The sequence below is a fragment of the Lentzea sp. NPDC055074 genome, from assembly GCF_053608005.1.
Map to the genome: position 1 here is coordinate 49,623 of NZ_JBSGUQ010000015.1, position 13,177 is coordinate 62,799.

16 protein-coding genes are annotated in these 13,177 nt (G+C 71.2%); 7 read left to right on the forward strand and 9 right to left on the reverse strand.

Annotation, left to right across the window (positions count from 1 at the left end; all coding sequences use genetic code 11):
* The first annotated feature begins 131 nt into the window (after positions 1-131).
* Positions 132-2,252: a discoidin domain-containing protein gene (locus ACWF7A_RS29605; protein WP_452253770.1), complete on the forward strand. Its 2,121-nt coding sequence runs from the start codon at positions 132-134 to the stop codon at positions 2,250-2,252.
* Position 2,253: 1 nt separating this feature from the next.
* Here ACWF7A_RS29605 and ACWF7A_RS29610 read toward each other — a convergent pair whose 3' ends face one another.
* The 4 genes from ACWF7A_RS29610 to ACWF7A_RS29625 are packed head-to-tail and all read right to left on the reverse strand — an operon-like array spanning position 2,254 to position 4,080.
* Positions 2,254-2,565, reverse strand: a complete 312-nt coding sequence (locus ACWF7A_RS29610) for a YbaY family lipoprotein (RefSeq protein ID WP_452253771.1) — start codon at positions 2,563-2,565, stop codon at positions 2,254-2,256.
* Positions 2,566-2,569: 4 nt separating this feature from the next.
* A complete protein-coding gene (locus ACWF7A_RS29615) occupies positions 2,570-2,827 on the reverse strand; it encodes a hypothetical protein (protein WP_452253772.1) in 258 nt (85 codons plus the stop codon).
* A gap of 12 nt (positions 2,828-2,839) precedes the next feature.
* Positions 2,840-3,022 (reverse strand): hypothetical protein, encoded by a 183-nt coding sequence (locus tag ACWF7A_RS29620; protein WP_452253773.1) that lies wholly within the window; start codon positions 3,020-3,022, stop codon positions 2,840-2,842.
* Between the two features lie 11 nt (positions 3,023-3,033).
* Positions 3,034-4,080, reverse strand: a complete 1,047-nt coding sequence (locus tag ACWF7A_RS29625) for a M12 family metallopeptidase (protein ID WP_452253774.1) — start codon at positions 4,078-4,080, stop codon at positions 3,034-3,036.
* Between the two features lie 167 nt (positions 4,081-4,247).
* On the opposite strand from ACWF7A_RS29625, the gene ACWF7A_RS29630 reads away from it, so the two are divergent.
* Positions 4,248-4,835 (forward strand): GrpB family protein, encoded by a 588-nt coding sequence (locus ACWF7A_RS29630; protein WP_452253775.1) that lies wholly within the window; start codon positions 4,248-4,250, stop codon positions 4,833-4,835.
* On the opposite strand, the gene ACWF7A_RS29635 is transcribed toward ACWF7A_RS29630, so the two are convergent.
* Genes ACWF7A_RS29635 through ACWF7A_RS29645 form a run of 3 tightly spaced genes read right to left on the reverse strand, consistent with a single transcriptional unit; the run spans position 4,810 to position 7,150 of the window.
* Positions 4,810-5,886, reverse strand: coding sequence for a sensor histidine kinase (locus tag ACWF7A_RS29635; RefSeq protein ID WP_452253776.1), 1,077 nt, complete (start codon positions 5,884-5,886; stop codon positions 4,810-4,812). The genes ACWF7A_RS29630 and ACWF7A_RS29635 overlap by 26 nt on opposite strands.
* Complete coding sequence (locus tag ACWF7A_RS29640) at positions 5,879-6,544, reverse strand: response regulator transcription factor (RefSeq protein ID WP_452253777.1); 666 nt, start codon at positions 6,542-6,544, stop codon at positions 5,879-5,881. Before ACWF7A_RS29640 ends, ACWF7A_RS29635 begins: the two co-directional genes overlap by 8 nt.
* Before the next feature lie 39 nt (positions 6,545-6,583).
* Complete coding sequence (locus tag ACWF7A_RS29645) at positions 6,584-7,150, reverse strand: VanZ family protein (protein WP_452253778.1); 567 nt, start codon at positions 7,148-7,150, stop codon at positions 6,584-6,586.
* Between the two features lie 98 nt (positions 7,151-7,248).
* On the opposite strand from ACWF7A_RS29645, the gene ACWF7A_RS29650 reads away from it, so the two are divergent.
* The 5 genes from ACWF7A_RS29650 (at position 7,249) to ACWF7A_RS29670 (ending at position 11,302) form a co-directional block, all read left to right on the forward strand.
* Positions 7,249-8,304 (forward strand): sensor histidine kinase, encoded by a 1,056-nt coding sequence (locus ACWF7A_RS29650; protein ID WP_452253779.1) that lies wholly within the window; start codon positions 7,249-7,251, stop codon positions 8,302-8,304.
* 167 nt (positions 8,305-8,471) lie between these two features.
* Entirely contained in the window at positions 8,472-9,524 is a 1,053-nt protein-coding gene (locus ACWF7A_RS29655) for a hypothetical protein (RefSeq protein ID WP_452253780.1), read from the forward strand.
* Positions 9,509-10,153, forward strand: a complete 645-nt coding sequence (locus ACWF7A_RS29660; protein WP_452253781.1) for a response regulator — start codon at positions 9,509-9,511, stop codon at positions 10,151-10,153. The genes ACWF7A_RS29655 and ACWF7A_RS29660 overlap by 16 nt, the downstream gene beginning before the upstream one ends.
* 92 nt (positions 10,154-10,245) lie before the next feature.
* The gene (locus ACWF7A_RS29665) at positions 10,246-10,878 is read left to right on the forward strand and encodes a hypothetical protein (protein WP_452253782.1); all 633 of its coding nucleotides are present in this window, start codon (positions 10,246-10,248) and stop codon (positions 10,876-10,878) included.
* A 73-nt stretch (positions 10,879-10,951) separates the two neighbouring features.
* A complete protein-coding gene (locus tag ACWF7A_RS29670) occupies positions 10,952-11,302 on the forward strand; it encodes an EthD domain-containing protein (protein WP_452253783.1) in 351 nt (116 codons plus the stop codon).
* On the opposite strand, the gene ACWF7A_RS29675 is transcribed toward ACWF7A_RS29670, so the two are convergent.
* Entirely contained in the window at positions 11,274-11,933 is a 660-nt protein-coding gene (locus ACWF7A_RS29675) for a response regulator (protein ID WP_452253784.1), read from the reverse strand. The two genes, ACWF7A_RS29670 and ACWF7A_RS29675, sit on opposite strands and share 29 nt — an antisense overlap.
* Complete coding sequence (locus ACWF7A_RS29680; protein ID WP_452253785.1) at positions 11,930-13,063, reverse strand: sensor histidine kinase; 1,134 nt, start codon at positions 13,061-13,063, stop codon at positions 11,930-11,932. The genes ACWF7A_RS29675 and ACWF7A_RS29680 overlap by 4 nt, the downstream gene beginning before the upstream one ends.
* Positions 13,064-13,177 lie beyond the last annotated feature (114 nt).

Here is a 13,177-nt window from a genome sequence, read left to right on the forward strand (position 1 = left end):
CCCACGTAGAGTCCCGCTCGTCTCGCGAGGTGTCAAGAGGTGCGTTGACATCGTCGAAGTCTGTTCGTAACATTCGCCGTCAGGGTTGTGAGAGCGCTCTCCCGCATCTCACCCCAACCCCAGGAGACGCAATGTTCCGCCTCCGCTCCGTGGGCACGGTGCTCGCCGTGCTCGTGGGACTCGCAGTCGTGCCGGGCACGGTCAGTGCCGCGCCGTCGCTGCTGTCCCAAGGCAAACCCGCCACCGCGTCGTCGACCGAGGGCGCGGGAACCCCCGCGTCGGCGGCGGTCGACGGTGACCCGGGCACACGCTGGTCCAGCGCGTGGAGCGACCCGCAGTGGCTGCGGGTCGACCTGGGCGCGTCGTCGACGGTGACCCGTGTCGAGCTCGACTGGGAGTCCGCCCACGCTACGAACTTCGAGATCCAGGTGTCCGCCAACGGCGACTCCTGGTCGTCCGTCAGATCCGTCACCGGGGGCACCGGTGGCAGGCAGGGCTTCGACGTCACCGGCACCGGCCGGTACGTCCGCGTCCACTCGACCCAGCGCGCCAACGGCTACGGCGTCTCGCTGTGGGAGTTCCGGGTGTACGGCGAGCAGGGCGGCTCGAACCCGCAGCCCGGCACCGGCGTGCGGGTCACCGGGTCGCAGGGCAACTGGCAGCTCACGGTCGACGGTCAGCCGTGGACGGTGAAGGGCCTGACGTGGGGCCCGCCGGCCGCGGACGCCGCGAGGTACATGCCCGAGCTCAAGTCCATGGGTGTCAACACGCTGCGGACCTGGGGCACGGACGCCTCGACCCGCCCGCTGCTGGACGCGGCCGCCGCGAACGGTCTGCGCGTGATGAACGGCTTCTGGTTGCAGCCCGGTGGCGGTCCCGGTTCCGGCGGCTGCGTGAACTACGTGACGGACACCCAGTACAAGGCCGACATGCTCGGCCAGATCCGCCAGTGGGTGACCGCGTACAAGGACCACCCCGGCGTTCTCATGTGGAACGTCGGCAACGAGTCCATCTTGGGACTGCAGAACTGCTACTCGGGCGCCGAGCTGGAGACCCAGCGCGTCGAGTACGCGAAGTACGTCAACGAGGCGGCGCGGGCGATCCACGCGATCGACACGAACCACCCGGTGACGAACACGGACGCGTGGACCGGTGCGTGGGTGTACCTCAAGGCGCACGCGCCCGACCTCGACCTGTACTCGGTGAACTCCTACGGCAACGTCTGCAAGGTGCGCCAGGACTGGGTCTCCGGTGGGTACACGAAGCCGTACATCCTGACCGAGGCCGGTCCGGCGGGGGAGTGGGAGGTGCCCAACGACGCCAACGGCGTGCCGGCCGAGCCGACGGACGTGCAGAAGCGCGACGGGTACACCCAGGCCTGGAACTGCATCACCGCCCACACCGGGGTCTCCTTCGGCGGCACGCTGTTCCACTACGGCACGGAGTACGACTTCGGCGCGGTCTGGTTCAACCTGACGCCCGCGGGGAAGAAGCGCCTGTCGTTCTACTCGGTGCAGCGGGCCTTCGGAGGCGCGACGCCGTCGAACACCCCGCCGGTGATCTCCGCGATGAACCTGCCGCAGACCGTCGCCGCCGGGGCTCCGCTGACCATCGACGTGGCCGCGTCCGATCCGAACGGGGACGCCATCGCGTGGTCGGCGGCGTTCAACAGCAAGTACATCGACAACAGCGGTGGCCTGGCCGGAACCCCGGTGCAGGTCACCGGGAACCGGCTGACCGTCACCGCCCCGGACCGCCTGGGGGTGTGGAAGGTCTACGTCATGGCCGAGGACGGCCGCGGCAACATCGGCATCGAGACGAGGTCGGTCCGGGTCGTCGCACCGCAGCCGGCCGGGACGAACGTCGCACAGGGCAGGCCCACGACGGCGTCGTCCTACCAGCAGGTCGGTGACGGCGCCCCCTACCCGCCGTCGAACGCCGTCGACGGCAACGGGAGCTCGCGCTGGGCCACCGACTGGGCCGACCCGCAGTGGCTGCGCGTCGACCTCGGCGCGGTCACGACGTTCCAGCACGTGCAGCTGGTGTGGGAGGGCGCGTACGGCCGGGCCTACGAGATCCAGGTGTCCGACGACGGCAACAACTGGCGATCGGTCTACGGCACGACCACCGGCAACGGCGGTGTGGACTCGATCGACGTGACGGCGACGGGCCGCTACGTCCGGCTGCACGCCACCCAGCGCGGTACCGGCTGGGGCTACTCGCTCTACGAGCTCGGCGTCTACCGGCGCTGACCTACACCGGGTCGACCGGGACGACCACGCCGTCGGACGGCTCGACGGCGCTCGTGGTCACCAGGTCGCCGTGACGAACCTGTCCGTCGCCGCTCACGTCCACGTGAGCGGCGACGGACAGCATCGGCCCATCAGCCAGGCCGAAGTCGAACGGCAGGCGCTGCTCTGCCGTGTCGTCGCGGGAGAACTCGCGGACGTGCTCGGCCAGCGTGGCCGCGGGCGCGTCGGCGAGCGCGACGTCGAGCAGCCGCACCCGCAGCACCGCCCGGCCGAACGCGGGCGTGCCCGCCGGGATCACCACCGTGCCGCGCACCGGATCAGTCGAGGACGGCGAAGCGGGCCTCGACGTCCACGGGACCGCCGGTGAGGTTGCGGATCTCGATGAAGTACTTGATCAGCCCGGCGGCCTGCCGGTCGACCTGCACCTTCCACTCGACCTGCGCGCCACCGTCGACCATCGGCCAGGTCGGCACCACCATCCACACCACCCGCCAGCCCTCCGGCCAGCTGTGGGTGAACCAGCGCCGCGACGTCCCGCCGGGCACCTGTCCTCGGAACTGCACACCAAGTCGCATCGGGTTCTCCGTTCAGTTCTCCGGTGCGGGACCGGCGTCCTCGGCTTCGTGCGAGACCTCCTCTGCCACGACGTCCCCGGTGTCCGCGGCGGCATCCGGCGCCGCGCCACCGTCTCCGGCGGGGGCGAAGGACTCGGCGACGACCAGGTCGTCGAGTGAGGCGGGGGCGGCCCCGCCGTCGAGGTCGGCGCTCATGGCGACTCCTCTCACAGGGCGCTCGGCGACCAGCCGAGCACGTCGTAGCGGGCCTCGACGTCCACGGGACCGCCGGTGAGGTTCGTGACGGCGAGGAAGTACTTGAGCAAACCGCCGGACTGCCGGGTGACCTGCGTGGTCCACTCGACCTGCGCGCCGCCGTCGACCGCGGGCGCCGTCGGCACGACCGTCCACAGCACGTACCAGTGGGCGGGCCAGCTGTGCGTGAACCAGCGCTTCGTCGTGCCGGCCGGGACGGAGCCGGTGAACTGCACTCCCTGGAACACCGCCGCCGGTTCGAGGCCGCTGTACATCGCCCGCACCGCCGCGCAGTCGCCGGGACTGAGTCCCTCGCGCTGGCCGATCTCGACGTTCTGGATCGGCGTGATCGTGTCGCGGCTCGTGTCGATCGCGAACGCCCACCGCGGGTAGTGCATGATCGAGTGGTGGTCGTACGGCCCGACGTCGTCGCCGTCGGTGAGGTGCTGGTTGAAGTTGTGGGCGTTCTGCTGCTGGATGTTCGTGAAGTCGATTCTCACGAAGTTGTTGCGGTCCTCGCGGCTCTGCTCGTGCCACAGGCCGACGCTGTGCCCGATCTCGTGAATGGTCGCGCCGGTTTCGCAGGCGGCGGCGATTGTGATGTTCTGGCGATTCCCGCGCATGCCGACGGGAGAACTGCAGCCACCGCCGGGCTGGAAACGAATGAAATTCGTGTCCGTCGAGGTTCTCGGCACCAGTCGAATGCGGGTGTTGCGCTGCCAGTGCGCGATCGCGTTGTGCACGCGGGCCTGGTCCGGCAGGGCCGGGTCGATCTCGAACGGCACCCGCCCGCCCGGCCAGCGGAACTGCTGACCAGGGATGATCACGCCCTCCGGGTGGACGTCGCCGTCCCGCGCGAGGGTGAGCACGATGTCGCCCTCGACCATCGGCTCGCCGTCGACCACGGTGTGCAGAACGGCTTTCGCGCCCTGGTTCCGCGTTTCGATCACGCCGGTTCTGAGTTCGGGTCCGACGCGGAACTGGCCGCTGCCGGTCACCGTGCCACTCGGCTCGGTCATCGTGCCCTCCCGTCGCTGCAGAAGACGACAAGCGTGATCCCCGAACGGGTGCGGCGCACAGGGCCGAATGACTCCGTCGCATTCGCCGAATTGATGGAGAGTCCAAAGTCGCGGTGTAACGGGAAATGCTTCGAGGGCGACCTCCCCGATCGGGCTAAGGTCGAGGTATGCCTTCCGCTGTGATCGTGGAACACGACCCCGACTGGCCGCTGCGAGCCCGGCGCCTCCTCGCCGAGGTGCGTGCGGCCCTCGCCCCGCTGCCCGGAGCGGACGGGTTCGTCTACGAGCACATCGGGTCGACCGCGGTGCCGGGGCTCGGCGCGAAGCCGTTCGTGGACCTGCAGGTGCGCGTGCCGGACCTGCCGTCGTCGGCGCGGCTGGCCGAGCTCCTGGCGCCGACGCCGTTCGAGCCGGCGCTCGGGTCGAGGCCGGACTCGCCCGGAGTGCACCGCGACGTTCGGAGGCCGGGGGACCAGGCCGACGACTCCGCCTACGAGAAGCGCCTCTTCCACTCACCGGAGGAGGGCGCGATTCTCCACGTCCGGCGCGCCGACTCGCCGTTCGCTCAGTTCGTCGTGGACTTCCGCGACTGGCTGCGGAGCCACCCCGAGCAGGCCCGGCGCTACGAGCAGATCAAGCGCCGGCTCGCCGACGAGCACGCGGGCGGGCCGGACTACGACGACTACACGCGTGCCAAGACCGCGTTCTTCGACGAGATCGGGCCCCGGCTCAGGAGCTGGGCAGCCGGATCGTGACGCGCAGGCCGCCTTCCGGGCGTGCGGCGATGTCGAGGGCGCCGTCGTGGGCGCGGACGATGCTGTGCACGATCGCGAGGCCCAGGCCGACGCCCGCGTGATCGTCGCTGCGCACGCGGTCGCCGCCGCGCTGGAACGGTTCGGTGAGCGTCGGCACGAGGTCCGGCGCGAGCACGCGGCCCGAGTTCTCGACGCGCAGGACGCACGCCTGGTGCTGCGGTTCGGTGTGGACGGTGATCGTGCCGTCCGCGGGGAGGTTGTGCACGATCGCGTTCTGGATCAGGTTCGTGACGACTCGCAGCAGGAGCTCCGCGGATCCTGTCGTGGCCGCGGGTTCCCCGGTGACGTCGAGGGTGATCCCGCGCTGTTCCGCCAGGGGCAGAAGGGTTTCCGCGGCCTCCTCGGCGACCAGGGACAGGTCGACCGGCTCGCGGGTGAAGGTGCCTCGGTCGCCGCGGCTGAGCAGCAGCAACGCCTCGGTGAGGTCGATCGCGCGGCGTGTGGTGGTGTGGAGGCGGTCGACCAGCTCGCCGTCGAGCTTCGCCGGGTCCTGGCGGGCCACGTCGAGCAGCGACTGGGAGATCGCGAGCGGGGTGCGCAGTTCGTGGGAGGCGTTGGCGGCGAACCGGCGTTGCTCGTCGACGTGCGACTCGAGCTTCTCGAGCATGGTGTCGAAGACGTCGGACAGTTCCCGGAACTCGTCGGTCTTGCCGGGCATCCGGATGCGGTGCGACAGCGAGCCCTTGGCGGCCAGGCGCGCGGCGTCCGTGATCTTGTCGAGCGGGGAGAGCATGCGGCCCGCGAGGAGCCAGCCGCCGAGGAGGCCGAACGCCACCAGGAACAGCATGGCGATGGCGGCGGCGCGGCCGAAGATGCGGGAGAGCAGGTAGCGGTTGGGGCTCGTGAAGAGCAGGCCCTGGTCGTTGTCTGGGAGGAAGCGCAGCAGGTACCACCAGGCCACCGCGATCAGGACGGCGCCGGACACGACGACGATGCCCGCGTAGCTCAGGGTGAACTTCAGGCGGGCGCTGAGTCCCGGGGCCCTAGGCATCGGCGTCGATGCGGTAGCCGACGCCCGGCACGGTCGTGATGAGCCACGGTTCGCCGAGTCGCTTGCGCAGCGCGGAGACCGTGATGCGGACGGCGTTGGTGAACGGGTCGGCGTTCTCGTCCCACGCCCGTTCCAGCAGCTCCTCGGCGCTGACGACCCCGCCCTGCGCGCCGACGAGCACCTCGAGCACCGCGAACTGCTTGCGGGTCAGCGCCACGTACTGCCCGTCGCGGAAGACCTCGCGCCGGAACGGGTCGAGCCGCAGCCCGCCGATCTCGCTCACCGGCGGCCGCGCGTGGGCGCGTCTGCGGGCGAGCGCCCTGAGCCGCAGCACCAGCTCCCGCAGCTCGAACGGCTTGGTGAGGTAGTCGTCGGCGCCGAGCCCGAACCCGGACGCCTTGTCGTCGATCCGGTCGGCCGCGGTGAGCATGAGGATCGGCATGCCGCTGCCGGACGCGACGATCCGCCGCGCGACCTCGTCCCCGGACGGTCCGGGGATGTCGCGGTCGAGCACCGCCAGGTCGTAGGAGTGGACGCTGAGCATCTCGAGCGCCGTGTCGCCGTCTCCGGCGATGTCCGCGGCGATGGCCTCCAGCCGGAGCCCGTCCCGGACGGCTTCGGCCAGGTAGGGCTCGTCCTCGACGATCAGCACGCGCATGCCCGTCAGCCTAGGCAGCACGGCATATCGCCGGCATATCTACACGGCGACCAGGTGCCGTTCGTCGCGCGGCGCGGGCCTCGGACGCCACCACCACCGGGACGCGAGCGCTGCCAGTGCCGCGCCGACGGCGTTGAGCAGCACGTCGTCCACAGAGGACACCCGATCGAGCCGCAGCACGAACTGCAGGACCTCCAGGAACGCCGAGCAGCCCGCCGCGAACGCCAGCACCCGCCACATCGAGCGCAGCGCCGCGAACCTCTGCGGGGCGAAGAACCCGAGTGCCGCGAACACCAGCATGTTGCCGACGATCTGCCCGGCGTCGCGGTGTTCGACCAGGTCGACGAGGTCCACGAACGGCACCAGGCTCAGCTCACCGGGGGTGCCCGGCTCCGCGCCCGGCAGCATGATGATCCACACCCACGGCAGCGTCCCGTAGACCATGCCGACGTCGGCGACCGCGGTCCGCCACGGGCACGGGTACGTGGTGAGCTTGCGGTAGAGGCCCAGGAGCAGCATCGCGAGGACGGCCGCGGGTATCCCGAGCACCGCGCCGACCACGACCCCGGTCTCCGTACCGACCCACTCCTGCCAGGTGTTGAGCACGACTCACTGAAGCCGGTCGCCCGTTGCGAGGACGTACGCGTTTTTCGATACGCGGACGACATGCCCCGGCTGGGCGCGTCTGCGGCGGCTGACGCAGAATGCCTGACGTGCTGGAGGCGAGGCTGCTTGCGACGGTGTCCCGTCTCGCGGGTCCCGTCCGCGGCGCCTGTGTCGTGCTGGTCAGCCTCTTCGGCGCCTTCTCGCTGAACTCGCCGCTGGGATGGTCGTTGTGCGCGGCGGTCGCGGCGAGCACGGTCGCCGACTTCCGCTTCCCCCGCGTGGCGCTGCCGGTGGCGTTCCTGCGGGTCGTGCTGCTGTCGGTGCTGCTGGGCGCGGACGCCGACCAGTGGGTGCTCACGGTGCTCACGACGACGCTGATCACCTGGCAGTGGCAGTGGCCGCCGAAGGTGAGCGTGCCCGCGACGGCCGCGCTGCTCGCGGTGCAGGTGGTGACGACCGGGCCTGCCGTGCTCGTGCGGGCGGTGCTGGAGTCGGTGCTCGCGCGCCTGGCGTACGACCTGCTGCGCAGGTCGAGCCGCCGCGTCGACCTGCTCCGCGAACGCGCCGCCGAGCAGAGCCGTGCCGCGGCGATCGCCCTGGACCAGGGACGACGGGAGCGCGAGTACCTCGCACTGCTGCACGACACGGCGGCGGCGACGTTCCTGATGGCCGCGCACGGCGGTGACCCTGTGGAGGTGGCCGCGCAGGCGCGCCGGGACCTGGTGGTGCTGGCCGAGCAGGGCAACGGGCAGGGGACCGTGGACCTCGGGGCCGCGCTCACGGCGGTGGCGCGGGACAGCGCGGTCGACGTGCGGGTGGAGGCCGAGGTCGTGCCGGTGCCGGCCGGGGTGGCGCTGCAGTTCGTGCGGGCCGCTCGGGAGTTGCTGACGAACGTCGAGCGGCATGCCGGGACGGGCGCGGCTGACCTGACGGTGACGAGGGAGCTGGGGGCGGTGGTCGTCGTCCGGGACGCCGGCCGTGGGTTCGTGCCCGCTGACGTGCCGGAGCACCGGCGCGGGTTGCGCGGGTCGGTGGTCGAACGGCTCGAGGCGGCCGGTGGTGTCGTGGTGATCGAGTCGGGGGAGGCGGGGACCTCGGTGCGGCTGGAGTGGACCGCCGGGGACCGGACTGCGGGCGGGGTGGGTCGCGGGTGACTTACGAGGAAGCCTCCGCCGGACAGGACCGCGGTGTGGCGAGTGGACCGACCCAGCGGGTCGTGAGTGGACCGGCCACGCCGTCTCCCACGTCGACCCGGCGCGGCGCGAGTGGACCGGCCACGCCGTCTCCCACGTCGACCCGGCGCGGCGCGAGTGAGCCACCGATGACCGACCACGCCGTCTCCGCCATCACCCGGCAGGTCCTGCTGGTCGTCGTCACCGCCGTCCAGCTCGTCCTCACCCTGCCCTCCCTGGTCGGTCACCCCCACGCTCCGGCGGCGTGGTTCGCCTACGGCCTCCTCACCACCGTGCTGGGGATCGTGGCCGCACAGGTCGCGGCCGGCAGACCGACACCGGCGTACCTGGCCGTCGCACCCCTGACGGCATCGGTCCTGGCGACCACCGCCCTCCCCACCGGCACGTCGTTCGCCCCCGCGGACTGGGCGTTCGGACTGGTCGGCTGGTACCTGCTGCTGGTCCTGGTCGAACGACCGGCAGCGCTGGTGGCGGCACTGAGCGCGCACATCTGCTTCAGCATCGCGTGGTTCGCGCACGACGGCAGCGGCGACGCCGGCACGGCCGGGGTCGTGATCCTCAGCGGCACGAGCTTCCAGCTCGGCGTCCTGGTGATCACGCGCGTCCTGCACCGCGACGCCCGTCTCGCCGCCGAGGCCGCGGCCGAGCACGACGCCGCACGCACCCGCGAAGAGCTGGCCCGCCAGCGGGAACAGGACCTGCGAGCCGGGTTCGAAGGACAGCTCGGCGCGTTGCTGCCGTTGCTCGCGGACCTCGCCGACGAACGAACGACCGTGGCCGACCAGACGACGAGGCTGCGGTGCTCGGTGGCGTCGGTGCAGCTGCGCAGGTTGTTCGCGGAGAACGACGACGTGCCCGACCCGTTGCTGCACGAGCTGACCGCGTGTGTGGACGCCGCCGAACGGCGTGGTGTCGTCGTCTCGCTCGCCGTCAGCGGCATGGCGACACCGGTGCCGACGGAGGTGCGGCGTGAACTGGTCGCGCCGATGGCCCAGGCGCTCGCCGTCGCGAACGGACGTGCGAAGGTGAGCCTGTTGCGCACCCCCACGGAGGTGCGCGTGGCGGTGGTGGCGGACGCCGCGGAGACGCTGCCGGCGCCGGGCAGACCGGTGACGACCACGGTCGAGACGAGTGTCCACAGCGGACTGGTGAGAAGTGAGGCGAGATGGCGGACGACGTGACGGCGGTCGTGGTCGACGACCATCCCGTCGTGCGCGCCGGGGTCGCGCACTGGCTGTCCACAGCGGACGTCGAGCTCGTGGCGAGCGGCGAGGACCCCGAGGTCGCGTGGACCGGTCCCGGCGCCCAGGCGCAGGTCGTGGTGCTGGACCTGCACCTCGGCGGCGTCGCGCCCGCCATGTCCGAACTGCGCAAGCTCGTCGAGGACGGGCGCAGGGTCGTCGTCTACTCGATGCGCGCGGACGACGAGATCGTGCTGCAGTGCCTGGAGATCGGCGCGCTCAGCTACCTGACCAAGGCAGAAGGCGCCGACCACCTGGTGCAGGCCGTGAAGGCGGCGGCCCAGGGCCAGTCGTACACGCCGCCCGCACTCGCGGGGGCGCTGGCGGGCGACCGGTCGGAGACGCGGCCCGCGCTGTCACCGCGCGAGACCGAGGTGCTGGTCGAGTGGTTCCAGTCGGAGTCGAAGGAGTTCGTGGCGCAACGCCTGAACATCACGCTCAGCACGGTGAACTCCCACCTGGAGCGGATCAGGGTCAAGTACGCCGCGATCGGCAGGCAGGCGCCGACCAAGGCCGCGCTCGTCGCGAGGGCGATCCAGGACGGGCTGATCGGCCTCGACGACCTCTGAGCCCGCGTGTGGTGCGAACGACCGATACCGCCGCTCCTGCATCCGGCCTAACGTCCTGGGCGCCCAGGTTCCGCAGTCCGAGGAGTCCCGCAGTGACGCACGCCCGTGGCCCCCTGTTCATCGCCTCCGTCGCGACGGCGGGCCTGCTCCTGTCGGCCTGCGGCTCGGAGACCACCGGTACGGCGACCCCCGCCACCGACACGACGACGACCACCACCGCCACGAGCACCGAGAAGACCAGCGCGTCCAAGGCTGCTCCGGTCGTCCCCGCCGGCGGGGACGTCACCGCTCCCGGCTCGAAGCTCAAGGTCGGCGCCCGCGCGGTGATCCCGTACGTGCTGAGCGACAAGAGCGGCACGATGGCCGTCACGCTCACCGCCATCGAGGCGGGGGCGAAGGAGGACCTGGCGAAGTTCGGCGACAAGGCCAAGAACATCACGCCGTTCTACCTGCGGGTCAAGGTCGAGAACCTGAGCGGCACGGACCTGAGCTTCACCTCGGTGTCCCTGCGCGGCCTGGGCGAGGACGGCAAGGGCACCGGTGTGATCATCAGCGGTGACACGCCGAAGTGCGACTCCACCAGCGCGCCCAGGACGTTCAAGACGACCGGCGAGACCTACGAGACCTGCGTGCTCACCGCGGCACCGGACGGCTCGAAGGTCACGGGCGGCGAGTACAACCGCGGCGACGACTACGTGAAGTCGCCGATCGTCTGGCAGAGCTGAGCCTCTGCGTCGCTGGTCCGCGGGGTCGACGAGGGGGCCTCGCGGATCAGCGCCGGGTCTAGGGTGGGGATCCGTGATCACCACCATGGCGTTCTTGAAAGCTCGTGCGGGCATGAGCAGGGACGAGTTCGTCGACTACTACGAGAACCACCACGTCCCGCTGATCCTGGGCATCCCGTCCGGTCCGCTCCACTACGTGCGAAATTACCTGCCTCCGCACGACGAGCAGGGTTTTCCCGCGGAGTTCGACGTGGTCACGCACATGAAGTTCGCCGACGCGGCGACCCGCCGGACCTGGCTGTCGCTCGTGCTCGCTCCCGGTTCCGGTGTCGCCGAGGACGAGGAGCGCTTCCTCGACCGCTCCCGGACGCGGTCCTGGATCGTCGACGAGCAGGTCAGCGCCTGGTCTGCACCAGGCCGTTGACGTGCGCGTACGCCACGGCGTGCACCCGGTCGCGCAGTCCCAGCTTGGCCAGCACGCGGGAGACGTGCGTCTTCACCGTCTCCTCCCCGACGTGCAGCCGCGCGGCGATCTCGGCGTTGCTGCAGGCCGCCGCCACGAGCTGCAGCACCTCCCGTTCGCGCGCGGTCAGCAGCGCGAGCTCCGGCGGCGTCGGGGGAGGCGCGAGGCTGACGGCGAACCGCGCGATCAGCCGTTGCGTGACGGACGGGTCTATCAACGCGTCCCCGCGCGCCGCCACCCGGACCGCGGAGATCAGCTCCTCGGGCGGCAGTGACTTCAGCAGGAACCCGCTGGCACCGGCCTTCAACGCGCGGTAGACGTACTCGTCGCTGTCGTAGGTCGTGAGCAGCAGGACCTTCGTGCGGTTCGCCGGGTCCGCCAGGATCATCTCCGTCGCGCCGAGCCCGTCGAGTTTCGGCATCCGGATGTCCAGCACCGCCACGTCCGGGCGCAGCCGCGCGACCTCGGCCACGGCGGCCCGCCCGTCCGCGACCTCCGCGACGCAGGTCAGGTCCTCCTGCGTGTCGAAGATCGCGCGCATGCCGGAGCGCAGCATCGCGTGGTCGTCGGCCAGCAGCACCGTCAGCGTCATGAGCACTCCAGGGGGAACGTGACGACGGTGCGCCAGGTGCGGCCGTCCGGTTCGAACCCGGACCGGGTGGTGCCCGCGAACATGCCCGCGCGGTTGCGGATGCCGACGAGACCGCGCCGCACCGACCCGGAGTCGTCACCGGGACCCGCGATGTTGCACGACGCGACGGTCAGCGAGTCCGGCGCGTACTCCAGCGTCACCGTCACACCGGACGCGTCGCCGTGCCGCAGGGCGTTGGTCAGCATCTCCTGGATGATCCGGTAGACCGTGATGTCCAACGACTCCGGCACGTCACGCCGTTGCCCGCGCACCTCCAGCCGGGCCGGTCTGCCCGCCTCGCGCACGCCGTCGAGGAGCTCGTCGAGGTTGTCGAGACCCGGTTGTCGCGCGCCCTCGGGCTTCTCGCCGTGCAGCAGGTCGAGCAGGTGCCGCAGGTCGACCATGGCCGCGCGGCTGGACGTCTCGACCGCGCGCAACGACTTCGTGAGCTTCGGATTGCCTTCCGGCAGGCCGAGTCGCGCGGCTCCGGCGTGCAGGTTGATCGCGCTGACGTGGTGGATGATCACGTCGTGCAGGTCGCGGGCGATCGCGCCGCGTTCCTCCGTGACCGCCTTGGTGACCGCCGCCTTCGCGTCCTTCTCGGCCATCGCCGACTGCTTCTCCAGCTCGGCCAGGTACGCGCGCCGCGCCGTCGTGTAGCGGCCGACGAGCCACGGCAGCAGTGCGCCCTTGGCCGCCACCAGCACCGCGGTCAGCAGCGTGAAGCCGTTGAGGACCATGCACATCATCAGGCTGGCCGAGAGCAACCCGAGCGCCGAGTACGCGGGTCGGCCGCGCAGCCACGCGCCCGCCCGGTAGCCCGCGATCAGCAGGCCGGCGTCGTTGGCGTCGACCCCGTTGCGCATCGACACGAGGATGATCACCGGGACGGCCGCCTGCGCCGCCGCGACCCAGAGGGACAGCCGGGCGGGACCGGCGAGCATCGCGTCCACGGCCAGCGTCAGGACGAGCACGATCACCGTCTGCGGCAACGGTTCGCGGTCGAGCAGCACGAACCCGCCGTCCACGACCATGCACACGGCCGCGACCAGCCACGACTGGTGCTTGAGGGGCAGCTTGATCAGATCCATCGACCACGATCCTGCCGCATGGCGCCCCTGAGAACCTCCCGCTTCGCAGGGGTCGGAGATCCCCCGTGCGGGGGATGCGGTTTCCGACTCGGCAGTGACGCGGCGGGCCCACGA